Annotated in this window: 13 protein-coding genes; 7 read left to right on the top strand and 6 right to left on the bottom strand. The window is 71.0% G+C overall.

The window, feature by feature from the left end; all coding sequences use genetic code 11:
* The first annotated feature begins 1 nt into the window (after nt 1).
* The 6 genes from JYK04_RS23975 to JYK04_RS23950 all read left to right on the top strand — a co-directional run bounded on the left by JYK04_RS23975 (nt 2) and on the right by JYK04_RS23950 (nt 4917).
* Complete coding sequence (locus JYK04_RS23975) at nt 2–1849, top strand: phosphatidylglycerol lysyltransferase domain-containing protein (protein ID WP_189744024.1); 1848 nt, start codon at nt 2–4, stop codon at nt 1847–1849.
* Between the two features lie 97 nt (nt 1850–1946).
* Nucleotides 1947–2819, top strand: coding sequence for a dihydropteroate synthase (gene folP / locus JYK04_RS23970; RefSeq protein WP_189744022.1), 873 nt, complete (start codon nt 1947–1949; stop codon nt 2817–2819).
* Between the two features lie 25 nt (nt 2820–2844).
* On the top strand, nt 2845–3288 hold the full coding sequence (locus JYK04_RS23965; protein ID WP_030726966.1) for a nuclear transport factor 2 family protein: 444 nt from the start codon (nt 2845–2847) through the stop codon (nt 3286–3288).
* A gap of 129 nt (nt 3289–3417) precedes the next feature.
* Nucleotides 3418–3777, top strand: coding sequence for a dihydroneopterin aldolase (gene folB / locus JYK04_RS23960; protein ID WP_030010912.1), 360 nt, complete (start codon nt 3418–3420; stop codon nt 3775–3777).
* Nucleotides 3774–4382 carry a 2-amino-4-hydroxy-6-hydroxymethyldihydropteridine diphosphokinase gene (folK, locus tag JYK04_RS23955; RefSeq protein WP_189744020.1) on the top strand — a complete coding sequence of 203 codons (609 nt, stop codon included), beginning with the start codon at nt 3774–3776 and terminating at the stop codon, nt 4380–4382. Before folB ends, folK begins: the two co-directional genes overlap by 4 nt.
* Nucleotides 4383–4431: 49 nt before the next feature.
* Nucleotides 4432–4917, top strand: coding sequence for a DUF3180 domain-containing protein (locus JYK04_RS23950; RefSeq protein WP_189744018.1), 486 nt, complete (start codon nt 4432–4434; stop codon nt 4915–4917).
* Between the two features lie 185 nt (nt 4918–5102).
* Here the strand turns inward: JYK04_RS23950 and folE are convergent, their stop codons facing one another.
* The 6 genes from folE to dacB all read right to left on the bottom strand — a co-directional run bounded on the left by folE (nt 5103) and on the right by dacB (nt 12579).
* The gene (gene folE / locus JYK04_RS23945; protein ID WP_189744016.1) at nt 5103–5711 is read right to left on the bottom strand and encodes a GTP cyclohydrolase I FolE; all 609 of its coding nucleotides are present in this window, start codon (nt 5709–5711) and stop codon (nt 5103–5105) included.
* Between the two features lie 90 nt (nt 5712–5801).
* Nucleotides 5802–7829 (bottom strand): ATP-dependent zinc metalloprotease FtsH, encoded by a 2028-nt coding sequence (gene ftsH, locus JYK04_RS23940; protein WP_189744014.1) that lies wholly within the window; start codon nt 7827–7829, stop codon nt 5802–5804.
* A gap of 203 nt (nt 7830–8032) precedes the next feature.
* Complete coding sequence (gene hpt / locus JYK04_RS23935) at nt 8033–8593, bottom strand: hypoxanthine phosphoribosyltransferase (protein WP_030010907.1); 561 nt, start codon at nt 8591–8593, stop codon at nt 8033–8035.
* Nucleotides 8594–8658: 65 nt separating this feature from the next.
* On the bottom strand, nt 8659–9696 hold the full coding sequence (tilS, locus tag JYK04_RS23930) for a tRNA lysidine(34) synthetase TilS (protein ID WP_189744011.1): 1038 nt from the start codon (nt 9694–9696) through the stop codon (nt 8659–8661).
* Between the two features lie 223 nt (nt 9697–9919).
* A complete protein-coding gene (locus tag JYK04_RS23925) occupies nt 9920–11062 on the bottom strand; it encodes a zinc-dependent metalloprotease (protein ID WP_189744009.1) in 1143 nt (380 codons plus the stop codon).
* Nucleotides 11063–11100: 38 nt separating this feature from the next.
* Nucleotides 11101–12579, bottom strand: a complete 1479-nt coding sequence (gene dacB / locus JYK04_RS23920) for a D-alanyl-D-alanine carboxypeptidase/D-alanyl-D-alanine endopeptidase (RefSeq protein WP_189744008.1) — start codon at nt 12577–12579, stop codon at nt 11101–11103.
* Between the two features lie 133 nt (nt 12580–12712).
* On the opposite strand from dacB, the gene JYK04_RS23915 reads away from it, so the two are divergent.
* Nucleotides 12713–13207, top strand: a complete 495-nt coding sequence (locus JYK04_RS23915; RefSeq protein WP_030756147.1) for an inorganic diphosphatase — start codon at nt 12713–12715, stop codon at nt 13205–13207.
* The last annotated feature ends 7 nt before the right edge of the window (nt 13208–13214 follow it).

The raw sequence follows: 13214 nt of genomic DNA, 5'->3' as shown, positions 1-13214 counted from the left end.
GATGTCTAGCAGGATAGATGGCGATAAGTCGGGACAGGTTCCGAGCAGGGTCCGCCGAATCCTCCGAGGCCCACAGCCGGAGTCGGTGCCCGGCCTGGTAGGTACGGCCGTCATGATCGTCGGCCTTCTGGACGTCGCGGCAGGGGTGTTCCCGCGGTTCCGGCACAGCCGGATCCACGCGCTCGCCGAGGTGCTGCCGGTGTTCGGCCCCTTCGCAGCGGCCCTCGCCATCAGCGCGGGCGTACTGCTCCTGCTGCTCGCGCACGGCCTCAAGCGCCGCAAGCGCCGGGCCTGGCGGGCTGCGGTGGTGCTGCTGCCGGCCGGCGCCGTGGCGCAGTTCCTCTACCGGCACTCGATCCCCGGCGTGATCATCGCGGCGGTGCTCTTCGCGCTGCTGCTGCGCCACCAGAACGAATTCAAGGCGCTGCCCGACCCGCGCAGCCGCTGGAGGGCCCTCGCCAACTTCGTACTGATGAGCGCCGGCTCCATCGGGCTCGGCCTGCTCATCGTGAACGTCCACCCGAACCGGGTCGTCGGCAACCCGAGCCTGTACGAGCAGATCACGCACGTCGTCTACGGCCTCTTCGGCTTCGAGGGCCCCGTCGACTACGCGGGCCAGGTGTCCTGGACCGTCGGCTACTCCCTCGGTGCCCTCGGCATGCTGACCGCCCTCACCACCATCTACCTGGCGTTCCGCCCCGAGCACCCCGCCGCCCGGCTCACCGCCGACGACGAGGGCAAGCTGCGCGAACTGCTCGCCAAGCACGGCGGCCGCGACTCGCTCGGCCACTTCGCGCTGCGCCGCGACAAGGCCGTCGTCTTCTCCCCCAGCGGCAAGGCCGCCGTCACCTACCGCGTCGTCTCCGGCGTGATGCTCGCCTCCGGCGACCCCATCGGTGACGTCGAGGCCTGGCCGGGCGCGATCGAGCGGTTCATGGAGGAGGCCAAGGCCCACTCCTGGACCCCGGCCGTCGTGGGCTGCAGCGAGACCGGTGGCGAGGTCTGGACCCGCGAGACCGGTCTGGACGCCCTGGAGCTGGGTGACGAGGCGATTGTCGATGTCAAAGACTTCTCCCTCGCGGGCCGTCCCATGCGAAATGTCCGCCAGATGGTGAAGCGCATCGAGCGCAACGGCTACACCACCCAGGTCCGCCGGGTCAGCGAGCTGACCGACGAGGAGCTGGAACGGGTCCGCGGCGCGGCCGAGGCCTGGCGCGGCACCGACACCGAGCGCGGCTTCTCGATGGCCCTGGGCCGGGTCGGCGAGGAGGGCGACGGCGACTGCTTCATCGCCACCGCGCACCGCGTGGAGGAGGGCGACACCAGCCCGTTCGGCGACCTGAAGGCCGTCCTGCACTTCGTCCCGTGGGGCACCGACGGCATGTCGCTGGAGCTGATGCGCCGCGACCGCGCCGCCGACCCCGGCATGAACGAGCTGCTGATCGTCGCCTCCCTCCAGGCCGCCCCCGACCTGAAGATCGAGAAGGTCTCGCTGAACTTCGCGATGTTCCGCGCGGCCCTCGCCCGCGGCGAGAAGATCGGCGCCGGCCCGGTCCTGCGGATGTGGCGCGGCCTGCTGGTCTTCCTCTCCCGCTGGTTCCAGATCGAGTCGCTCTACAAGTTCAACGAGAAGTTCCGCCCCCGCTGGGAGCCGCGCTTCATGGTCTACCGCACCACCCGCGACCTGCCCCGCATCGGCTTCGCGGTGATGCAGGCCGAGGGCTTCGTCACGGTGGCCCTGCCCCGGCTCTTCGCCAGCCGCCGCCGTCCCAGGCCGGTGCGCACCTGCACGCACAACCACATGACGACCGTGCCCAAGCAGTCGGAGCGCGAGGTCCAGGCCGCGTAGACCCGGGCCGCGCGGGTACAAGACCCGTCAGCCGGGCCCCGGCCGCCGCACGGCGCCGGGGCCCTGTCGTATCCAGGTCAGCCCTACCCTTGGACCTATGAACACGAAGCGCGGAGCCACCAGCAGGGGCCGGGTCGCAGGTCTGCCGGACTGGGACCGCTGCGCCGTCATGGGCGTCGTCAACGTCACCCCCGACTCCTTCTCCGACGGCGGTCGCTGGTTCGACACCACCGCCGCGGTCAAGCGCGGCCTCGACCTCGTCGAGCACGGCGCCGACCTCGTCGACGTCGGCGGCGAGTCCACCCGCCCCGGTGCCACCCGCGTCGACGAGGAGGAGGAGCTGCGCCGGGTCGTCCCCGTGGTCCGCGGCCTGGCCTCCGAAGGCGTCACCGTCTCCGTGGACACCATGCGCGCGACCGTCGCCGCGCGGGCCGTCGAGGCCGGCGCGGCCCTGGTCAACGACGTCAGCGGCGGCCTGGCCGACCCCGGGATGATCCCGGCCGTCGCCGCCGCCGAGGTGCCCTTCGTCGTGATGCACTGGCGCGGCTTCAGCGCCGGAATGAACAGCCTCGCCGTCTACGACGACGTGGTCGCCGAGGTCACCGCCGAACTGCGGACCCGGATCGACGCGGTCGTGGCCGGCGGGATCGCCCCCGAGCGGCTCCTCGTCGACCCCGGACTCGGCTTCGCCAAGAACGCCGAGCACGACCTGGCCCTCGTCGCCCACCTGCCCGAGCTGCGCGCGCTGGGCTTCCCGCTGCTGGTCGCCGCGTCGAGGAAGCGTTTCCTCGGCCGGGTCCTGGCCGGCGGGACCGACACCACCCCGCCCCCCGCCCGCGAGCGGGACGCCGCCACGGCCGCCGTCTCCGCGATCGCCGCCCACCAGGGCGCCTGGGCCGTACGGGTGCACGAGGTACGGGCGACCGCGGACGCCGTACGGGTGGCCCGCGCCGTCGAAGGGGCAGTCTGATCCTCACCCACCGACAAGGAGCACCGTGAGCAGAACCGACATCGAGGCGGTCGAAGAGGTCAACACGGCCTTCTACGAGGCAATGGAGCGGGGGGACTTCGACTCACTGTCGGCGCTCTGGCTGGAGGACGAGATCTCTTGCGTCCACCCCGGCTGGCCGGTGCTCTCGGGCCGCGGCGAGGTCCTGCGCTCGTACGCGCTCATCATGTCGCACACGGACTACATCCAGTTCTTCCTCACCGACACCAAAGTGGCCGTAATAGGTGATACCGCCCTGGTGACGTGCACGGAGAACATCCTCAGCGGCGGCCCCGCCGAGGACGGCGGGGAACTCGGCCCGCTCGTCGGTCAGCTGGTCGTCGCGACGAATGTGTTCCGACGCACATCCGAGGGCTGGCGGCTCTGGTCCCACCACGGTTCTCCCGTCCTCACGGAGTCCGACGACGACGAGGAGGAGGACGCCTCCTGACCCCTCCGGCGGGAGCCGGAGTATTTCGCAGGTAAATTCGAAGACGGACGACGCCGACCGCACTCGGCGCAGCCATGGCCCCGGGGAGCCCCGGGACCGGAAGCACCTACGAAAGCAGGAGTGATTCGCGTGGATCGTGTCGCGCTGCGCGGCCTCAAGGCTCGCGGGCACCACGGCGTCTTCCCCCGGGAACGCGAGGAAGGCCAGACCTTCATCGTCGACCTCGTGCTGCACCTCGACACCCGCCCCGCGGCGGCCGGAGACGACCTGGCGAAGACCGTGCACTACGGGGTCGTCGCCGAGGAGGTCGTCGACGTGGTCCAGGGCGAGCCCGTCGACCTGATCGAAACCCTGGCCGAGCGAATCGCCCAGCAGTGCCTCAAGCACGAAGCGGTGGCGCAGGTGGAGGTCGTCGTCCACAAGCCGGACGCGCCCATCACCGTCCCCTTCGACGACGTGACCATCACGATCACCCGGAGCCGCGCATGAACAACGGACTGAACGCTCAGAGCGACCCCACCGTCCAGCCGGTACCCGCCTCCGTCGTGGAGACGGTCGACGCGGCGGACGTGACCCTGTCCAACCCCAAATGGGCCGTGATCGCGCTCGGTGCGAACCTCGGCAACCGGCTGGAGACCCTGCAGGGCGCCATCGACGCCCTCGGCGACACGCCCGGCATGCGGGTCAAGGCCGTCTCCCCCGTCTACGAGACCGAGCCGTGGGGCGTCGAGCCCGGCTCGCAGCCCTCGTACCTCAACGCGGTCGTCGCCGTGAAGACCACCCTGCCGCCGTCCTCGCTCCTGGAGCGCGCGCACGCCGTCGAGGAGGCCTTCGACCGCGTCCGCGAGGAGCGCTGGGGCCCGCGCACGATCGACGTGGACATCGTCGCGTACGCCGACCGGGTCTCCGACGACCCGGTCCTCACCCTCCCGCACCCGCGCGCCCACCAGCGTGCCTTCGTACTGGCCCCCTGGCACGACATCGACCCGGAGGCCCAGATCCCGGGCCGCGGCCCGGTCACGGCGCTGCTGGCCGAAATCGGCCTGGTCGGCGTGGAGCCGCGTCCCGACCTGGAACTCCACCTCCCCGAGTAGTCGTTAGTAGCCTGTTCACGGCTACTCGCTGAAAGTGGGGAACGGGCAAGTGAAGCAACTGAGGCCGGGGGTCCTGGCGGGCATCTTCGTGGTCGCCGGGGTCCTGTCCTGGGCCGGTGCCCGGCTGTGGAACGCGTACGGCACCCTGCCGGGCGTTCCGCTGGCCGCGCCGATCGTCCTGGGCGTCATCGCGGCGGTGCTCCTGGCCACGGCCCTGTCCATGCGTGCCCGCCTCAAGGCCCAGCGCGAGCGCCGCCCGGGCGCCAAGGGAGTGGAGCCGCTGATGGCGGCCCGCGCGGTGGTGTTCGGGCAGGCCAGTGCCCTGGTGGCGGCGCTGGTGGCGGGCATGTACGGCGGTGTGGGCGTCTTCCTGCTGACCGACGCCCTCGACGTCCCCGCCCGCCGCGACCAGGCCTGGTACGCCGGCTTCTCGGTCCTGGCGGGCGCGGCGGTCATCGCCGCCGCCCTCTTCCTGGAGCACGTCCTCAAACTCCCGGAGGACGAAGACCCGGGCAAGGCCCCGGCCCGCGCCTAGGCCGAAGTCGTACGGGGTGGACGGCTTGGCGCTGGGTGCACGTGGCGTGACGGCTCCGACCTCGACCCACGCCGACTCATCGAGTTCGAGAGGGTGCTCCTCCGTCTCGCGGTACGCCCCAATGCATCGGTCCCCCTCCGTGACGCCTTGGAGGGGGACCGTAGCGGACAGTGCCGACAATCCGGCTAGCGCGCCATGATCAGGCTCATCGCCTCGGCACGGGTGGCCGTGGCGCGGAGCTGGCCGCGGACCGCGGACGTGGTGGTCTTGGCGCCCGGCTTGCGTATGCCGCGGACCGACATGCACATGTGCTCGGCCTCGATCACCACGATGGCACCGCGCGCGTCGAGGATCTCCATCAGCGAGTCCGCGATCTGCGTGGTCAGTCGCTCCTGCACCTGCGGTCGGCGGGCGAAGACGTCCACGAGGCGAGCCAGCTTCGACAGGCCCGTGATCTTGCCGTTCTCCGCCGGGATGTAGCCGACGTGGGCGACTCCGTGGAACGGCAGCAGGTGATGTTCGCACAGGCTCACGATTTCGATGTCCTTCACCAGGACCATCTCGTCATGCCCCAGGTCGAAGACCGTCGTCAGGACGTCTTCGGGCTTCTGCCACAGACCCCCCAGGATCTCCTTGTACGCCCGCGCCACGCGCGCCGGGGTCTCCAGGAGGCCCTCGCGGTCCGGGTCCTCGCCGACCGCGATCAGGAGCTCACGGACCGCCGCCTCGGCGCGCTTCTCGTCGAACACGCCGATCGTGCCCTCATCGCCGGTCAGGGTCACTGGGTCCGTCATCGATTCCTCGTTCCTGTGAAAAAAACACCGCGCCCCCCAGGCTAGAACCTGGGGGGCACGGCTTCCATTCCGGGTGGATCGGCCCGCGAACTACTCTGCGCGGTCCTCGGGAGCCACTTCGATGCCCTTCTCCGTGGAGACCGGCGCGACACTGGCCGACGTGCCGTTCGCCGAGTTCGTCAGCTGGAGCTCCTTGGGAGAGAGCACCGGCGGACGGGTGGAGGGGGTGCGGCGGGCGGAGCCGGTCCACGCGGGGCGGGCCGGACGCTTCACGATCGTCGAGAAGATCTCGGCGATCTGCTCCTTGTTCAGCGTCTCCTTCTCCAGCAGCGCGAGGACCAGGTTGTCGAGGACGTCACGGTTCTCGACCAGGATCTCCCAGGCCTCGTTGTGCGCGGTCTCGATGAGCTTCTTGACCTCTTCGTCGACCAGCGCCGCGACCTCTTCCGAGTAGTCCCGCGGGTGCGACATCTCGCGGCCCAGGAACGGCTCGGTGTTGTCGCCGCCGAACTTGATCGCACCGAGACGCTCGGTCATGCCGTACTGCGTGACCATGGCCCGCGCCGTGGCGGTGGCCTTCTCGATGTCGTTCGCCGCGCCGGTGGTCGGGTCGTGGAAGACCAGCTCCTCCGCCGCGCGCCCGCCCAGCATGTACGCCAGCTGGTCGAGCATCTCGTTGCGCGTGGTCGAGTACTTGTCCTCGTCGGGCAGGACCATGGTGTAGCCCAGGGCCCGGCCGCGGGACAGGATCGTGATCTTGTGGACCGGGTCGGAGTTCGGGGAGGCCGCCGCGACCAGGGCGTGTCCGCCCTCGTGGTACGCGGTGATCTTCTTCTCCCGGTCCGACATGATCCGGGTCCGCTTCTGCGGGCCCGCCACGACGCGGTCGATCGCCTCGTCCAGCGAGTGGTTGTCGATCAGCTTCTTGTCCGAGCGGGCCGTGAGCAGCGCGGCCTCGTTCAGGACGTTGGAGAGATCGGCACCGGTGAAGCCGGGCGTGCGACGGGCGACGGCGCCCAGGTCGACGTCCGGGGCGACCGGCTTGCCCTTCTGGTGGACCTTGAGGATCTCCAGACGGCCCTGCATGTCCGGGCGGTCGACCGCGATCTGCCGGTCGAAGCGGCCCGGGCGCAGCAGCGCCGGGTCGAGGATGTCCGGGCGGTTCGTGGCGGCGATCAGGATGACGCCGCCCTTCACGTCGAAGCCGTCCATCTCGACCAGCAGCTGGTTGAGGGTCTGCTCGCGCTCGTCGTGACCGCCGCCGAGACCCGCACCGCGGTGCCGGCCGACGGCGTCGATCTCGTCGACGAAGACGATCGCCGGGGCGTTGGCCTTGGCCTGCTCGAACAGGTCACGGACACGCGAGGCACCGACACCGACGAACATCTCGACGAAGTCGGAACCGGAGATCGAGTAGAAGGGGACGCCGGCCTCGCCCGCGACGGCACGCGCGAGCAGGGTCTTGCCGGTGCCGGGCGGGCCGTACAGCAGCACGCCCTTGGGGATCTTGGCGCCGACGGCCTGGAACTTCGCCGGCTCCTGCAGGAACTCCTTGATCTCGTGGAGTTCCTCGACGGCCTCGTCCGAGCCCGCGACATCGGCGAACGTGGTCTTCGGGGTGTCCTTGGTGATGAGCTTGGCCTTGGACTTCCCGAAGTTCATGACCCGGGAGCCGCCACCCTGCATCTGGTTCATCAGGAACAGGAAGACAACGACGATGAGAACGAAGGGCAGGAGCGAGAGCAGCACGCTCAGGAACGGGCTGGTCTTGTCCGGAGTGACGGAGTACCCGTCCGGGATCTGACCGGCGTCGTACTTGGTCTGGAGGCTCTGGGCGAGCTGGACGCCCTGATCCCCGATGTAGTTGGCCTGGAACTTGGTGCCGTCGTGCTTGCCGAGCTTCTCGCCTTGCTTGAGCTCGATCTTGATCATCTGGCTGTCGCCGGTGGTCAGCTTGGCTGTCTCCACCTGGCCAGTGTTGATCGCCTTGATGACCTCGCTGGTGTCCACCGACTTGTAGCCGCCGCCGGAGCCGACGACATTCATCAACACGACCACGGCGAGGACGGCCAGCACGATCCACATGACCGGCCCACGGAAGTATCGCTTCACGTCCATCCATACGGGACGCCAGGCGTCCCGTCCCTCCTGCCCGTAGGTAAATGCTGCTGTGAGTAAAGACTGTTCTTCGGAATGTACCCCTGAATTGTCACCCGCGGCCCTGTGGGACGGCTGACAGACCCGTCTTCCCCTGCTTCAACGGCGGGGAACGCCCCCAGGTTCCCCGCAGACCGGCGGGGTTCCCGGGGGCGGAAGCGGGATCAGCCGCCGTAGACGTGCGGGGCGAGCGTGCCGACGAACGGCAGGTTGCGGTACTTCTCCGCGTAGTCCAGGCCGTAGCCCACGACGAACTCGTTGGGGATGTCGAAGCCGACCCACTTCACGTCGATCGCGACCTTCGCCGCCTCGGGCTTGCGCAGCAGCGTGACGACCTCCAGGGAGGCCGGCTGGCGGGAGCCCAGGTTCGACAGCAGCCAGGACAGCGTCAGGCCGGAGTCGATGATGTCCTCGACGATCAGGACGTGCTTGTCCTTGATGTCGGTGTCCAGGTCCTTGAGGATCCGCACCACGCCGGAGGACTGGGTCCCGGCGCCGTACGAGGACACCGCCATCCAGTCCATGGTGAGCGGGGTGGACAAGGCACGCGCCAGGTCCGCCATCACCATCACGGCGCCCTTGAGCACACCGACGATGAGCAGGTCCTTGCCCGCGTACTCCGCGTCGATCTTCGCGGCCAGCTCGGCCAGCTTCGCGTCGATCTCTTCCTTGGTGATGAGCACCGACTGGAGGTCGTTGCCCATGTCCTTCTCGTCCACCCGCATCACTTTCGTTGTCGGCCGGGGCTCCGGGGGCGACCCCGGAGGACTCAGCCGTGTTTCAGCACCAATCAGCCCTGCCGGATGACAAGTCTGCCACCCTGCCGCTGGGCCTCGACCCGGCCGGGCAGGTTGATGGCGCCCTGACCGCGCCATCCGGTGATGAGGCGGTCGACTTCTTCGATGTGGCGGGCGAAGAGGGAACCCGCGGGGGAACCCGCCGCGACGACGGCCCTGCGCAGCACGCGGCGGCGGACGGCCGGGGGCAGGGCGTAGAGCTTGGCGCACTCCAGGCGGCCGTCGGCGTCGCGTACGCCGGTCTCCGCCTCGGCGGCCCAGGCGTCCAGGGCGTCGGCGTCGTCCCGGGAGAGCTGCGCGGTGCGGGCGAGTGCCTCGACGACTCCCTTGCCGAGCGCCTTCTCCAGGGCGGGCAGTCCCTCGTGGCGCAGCCGGGAGCGGGTGTAGGCGGGGTCGATGTTGTGCGGGTCGTCCCAGACGGGGAGGGACTGGACCATGCAGGCCTTGCGGGCGGTCTGCCGGTCGACCTGGAGGAAGGGGCGGCGGTAGCGGTTCGTGCGGCCCGCGCTGCCGCCGGAGACCTCCGGCATGCCGGAGAGCGAGCGGATGCCGGAGCCGCGGGCGAGGCCCAGCAGGACGGTTTCGGCTTGATCGTCCCGGGTGTGGCCGAGCAGCACGGCGGCGGCGCCGAGGCGGTCCGCGGCTTCGTCCAGGGCCCCGTAGCGGGCGTCGCGGGCGGCGGCCTCGGGTCCGCCGTCGCGGCCGACGCGCACGGCGACGGACTCCACCGGGTCGAGGCCGAGTGCGGTCATGCGGGTGACCACCTCGGCGGCGCGCAGGTCGGAGCCGGGCTGCAGTCCGTGGTCGACGGTGATGCCGCCGGCCCGGATGCCGAGCTTGGGGGCCTCGAAGGCGAGGGCGGAGGCGAGCGCCATGGAGTCGGCGCCGCCGGAGCAGGCGACGAGGACGAGCGGCAGGGGGCCCCCGGCGCGGCGGGGGCCGGCGGAACTGCCCGTGTGATCGGTGAGGACGTCGTGGAGTACGCGGCGGACCGCCAGGCGTATCGCCGCGACCGCAGGATGGGGACCCATGTCCGGTGCCCTTCGATGGAGTTCGGATGCCTCGGAGGCGTTGGGGTGGTGTGCTGGGGTGCTGCTGCCCGGCGCCCCCGGGGAACGGGAGGATGTCACTCAGAGTGCGTCGATGGTGACAGAACCGAGCCGTTCCCCGAGCATCGCACGCCCTTCCACGGCCCACGGTCCCTCGGACGGGTGACGCTGCTTCCCCCAGTGAGACATGTTTACGCCCCCTGTGTCACTCCGCTTCGCTCTGTTCGCTCCCCTTGCTGTGCACCCGGGACACCCAGTCGGCGGGCCTGGCGATCTCGGCCTTGGTCGGCAGTGTGTTCGGGGAGGTCCACACCCGGTTGAAGCCGTCCATGCCGACCTGGCCGACGACGGCGCGTACGAAGCGCTCGCCGTCGCGGTACTGGCGCAGCTTGGCGTCGAGGCCCAGCAGCTTGCGCAGGGCGGCGTCGAGGCGGCCGGCCCCGCTGGCCCTGCGCTGCTGGAACTTCTCCCGGATCTCGGCGACCGAGGGCACCACCTGGGGGCCGACCCCGTCCATGACGAAGTCGGCGTGGCCCTCCAGCAGGGACATGACGGCGGTGAGCCGGCTCAGGATCTCGCGCTGCTCGGGGGTCTGCACGAGCTCCACGAGGGAGCGGCCCTCGTCGCCGTGCTCGGCGTCGGGGCGGGCGCCCGCGAAGGACTGGGCGGCCTCACGGATGCGTTCCAGGACGGTGGACGGGTCCACTTCGGTGGCGCCGAGAAACGTCTGGATTTCGCCTTCGAGGTGGTCGCGCAGCCACGGGACGGCCGTGAACTGTGTACGGTGCGTCTCCTCGTGCAGGCAGACCCACAGCCGGAAGTCGTGCGGGTGCACCTCCAGCTCGCGCTCGACGTGCACGATGTTGGGGGCGACGAGCAGCAGCCGGCCGCCGGCGGCGGAGGCGGGCAGGTCCCGGGAGACGGGCGCGAAGGTCTCGTACTGGCCCAGGACCCGGGAGGCCAGGAAGCTCAGCAGCATGCCCAGCTCGACGCCGGTGACCTTGCCGCCGACGGCGCCGAGGACGGCTCCGCCGGAGGCGCCCGCGCGGCGGTCCTGCATCTTGCCGAGGAGCGGCTGGAGCAGTTCGCGGAAGCCGGCGACGTTGGCCTTGACCCAGCCGGCCCGGTCGACGACCAGGACGGGCGTGTCGGGGACGGCCGACCCCTCGGGGATCATCCGGGTGAACTCGCGCACGTGCCGTTCCGAGGTCCTGGCGTGCCGCCGCAGCTCGGCCACGACGGCCCGCGCCTCGTCCCGGGTGACCTCCGGGCCGGGTCGTACAAGTCGGGTCGCGGTCGCCACCGCGAGGTTCCAGTCGACCATCTCCGCACCACCGATGCTCGTCATGCGTCAACCGTACGTGGACCGGCCCTCCGGCGGACCCCCTACGAAGCGGTCGCGACGGCGGCGGCCAGCTTGTCGAGGGCCTTCTCGGCGCCCTCGGGGCCGGGGGTGTTCGCCGTCAGGAAGGCGAAGGCGAGGAGCCGACCGGAGGGGTCGACGACCGTCCCGGAGAGGGAGTTCACCCCGGACAGGGTGCCGGTCTTGGCGCGGAGCAGGCCGGCGGCCGGGGAGCTGCCGGAGTTGCGGGCCTTGAGGGTTCCGGTGAATCCGGCGACGGGCAGTCCGGTGAGGACCGGCCGCAGCTCGGGGCGCTGGGGGTCGGCGGCCTTGGTGAGGAGCCCGGTCAGCAGGCCCGCGCTGATCTTGTCGGCGCGGTTCAGGCCGCTGCCGTCGGCGAAGCGGGAGCCGGAGGTGTCGATGCCGAGGGCGGTGAGCCGGTCGGTGACGGCCTGCTCGGCGCCCTCGAAGCTGGCGGGGCGGCCGGAGGCGAGGGCGGTCTGCCGGGCGAGGGCCTCGGCGATGTCGTTGTCGCTGCTGGTCAGCATCCGCTCGACGAGCCCGGCGACGGGGGTGGAGAGGGTGACGGCCAGCGGCTGGACGCCGGCGGCGGCCTTGGCCTTCGCCGGTTCGCCGGTGACCTTGATGCCGCGTTCGGCCAGCAGGGTGCGGAAGGCCCGGGCGGCGTCCCTGGCGGGGTCGTCGGACCGGTCCACGGGCCCGGAGGTGGAGTCGTCGGGGCGGCCCTCGTCGGCGGTCAGGGCGGCCACCGGAGCGATGTTGGGGTTGACGCCGATCGGGTGGCGGGCGGGGCCGGTGTAGAGGCTGTCGTCGTACCCGAGGGTCACGGTGTCGGTGCCGGCGGCCTTGAGGGCCTGCGCGGTGTCTCCGGCGAGGGCGACGAGGCTGCCGCCGGATCCGGCGGGGCTCTTCTTCTTCGCGGTGAGCGAGGGGTCGCCGCCGCCGACCAGGACGATCTGTCCGGGGGCGGCGTCGGGCGTGACGGTGGTCCGGATCCGGTGCTCGGGGCCGAGGGCGGCCAGCGCGGCCGCGGCGGTGGCGATCTTGACGGTGGAGGCGGGGGTCATCGCGTCCCGCGCCCCGGACTCGTAGAGGACCTGGCCGGTGGCGGTGTCGACGACGGACGCGGTACGGACGGTGCCGAGCGCGGGGTCGGCGAGCAGCGGCTTCAGCGCGGCGGCCAGGCCCCCGGCGGCGGCGGGCGCGGCGGGGGCGCTCTGCCCGCGCGGGACGCCGGGGCCGATCGCGCCGAGCACTCCGGGGGCGCTGGGCGCGGCCTCGGGCAGGGCCCCGGAGCCGGGCCCTCCACCGTGATCTGCGCCACCCGTACGGCTCCAGGAGGCGGCCCTGTCCCGCTCGGCCTTACGCTGGCCGGAGTCCCAAGGACCGGCAGCGGCCACCGCTGCCACCGACAGGGCGAGGCCGGCGACGGCCGACCCCGCGATGAGCTGCCAGGTCTTGACCAATGGCACCTCGGACCAGCCCCTTTCGCGATCACACATATGCGTGAGGGACACTTAACCACTGCGTCTTGCCGCGAGCATGGCACCCCACCCGGCAGGGCTGGGCCGGACGCGCACGCAGACGAATCGACGCAGTCCCGAAGCAATGCAGCTGATCATGGAGGAGCAGGACGTGGAGTTCGACGTCACCATCGAGATCCCCAAGGGTTCGCGGAACAAGTACGAGGTGGACCACGAGACCGGCCGGATCCGTCTGGACCGTCGCCTCTTCACCTCGACCAGCTACCCGGCCGACTACGGCTTCGTCGAGAACACCCTGGGCGAGGACGGCGACCCGCTGGACGCGCTGGTCATCCTTGACGAGCCGACCTTCCCGGGCTGCCTGATCAAGTGCCGCGCCATCGGCATGTTCAACATGACGGACGAGGCGGGCGGCGACGCCAAGCTGCTGTGCGTGCCGGCCTCCGACCCGCGTGTCGAGCACCTGCGCGACATCCACCACGTGTCCGAGTTCGACCGCCTGGAGATCCAGCACTTCTTCGAGGTCTACAAGGACCTGGAGCCGGGCAAGTCCGTCGAGGGCGCGAACTGGGTCGGCCGCACCGAGGCCGAGGCCGAGATCGAGGCCTCGTTCAAGCGCCTGGAGGCGCAGGGCGGCCACCACTGAGCTCGCG

It is taken from the genome of Streptomyces nojiriensis (genome assembly GCF_017639205.1).
Lineage (GTDB): Bacteria > Actinomycetota > Actinomycetes > Streptomycetales > Streptomycetaceae > Streptomyces > Streptomyces nojiriensis.
This window is presented reverse-complemented; position numbering and strand designations above follow the sequence as displayed.